Origin of the sequence: Nocardioides oceani, from assembly GCF_030412965.1 — a bacterium.
In the GTDB taxonomy this organism is placed as follows: Bacteria; Actinomycetota; Actinomycetes; order Propionibacteriales; family Nocardioidaceae; genus Nocardioides; species Nocardioides oceani.
Genome location: NZ_JAUHJQ010000303.1, coordinates 1 through 213, shown reverse-complemented (window position 1 = coordinate 213; position 213 = coordinate 1). Strand labels below are relative to the sequence as shown.

Here is a 213-nt window from a genome sequence, read left to right as displayed (position 1 = left end):
GGCCCGGAGGAGGACCGATGACCCGGCGGAACCACCTCGCCCGCGTGGCGCTCCTCGCGACGACGCTCCTGGCGACAGCCTGTGGTGACCAAGCCGACGCGCGCCCCGGCGCCGCGTCGGCGCCGCCGTCCGGGCAGCCGTCCGTCACGGCCATCACCTGCACGTCGGACCAGCGGGTCACGGGGATCTTCGACCACGTCGACACCGGTGGCG

The 213-nt window shown here is 75.6% G+C and carries 1 protein-coding gene; it reads left to right on the top strand.

Annotated elements, in window-relative coordinates:
• Nucleotides 1-17: 17 nt before the first annotated feature.
• A partial coding sequence (locus QWY28_RS24880; protein WP_300955428.1) for a hypothetical protein occupies nt 18-213 on the top strand: 196 nt, incomplete at its 3' end.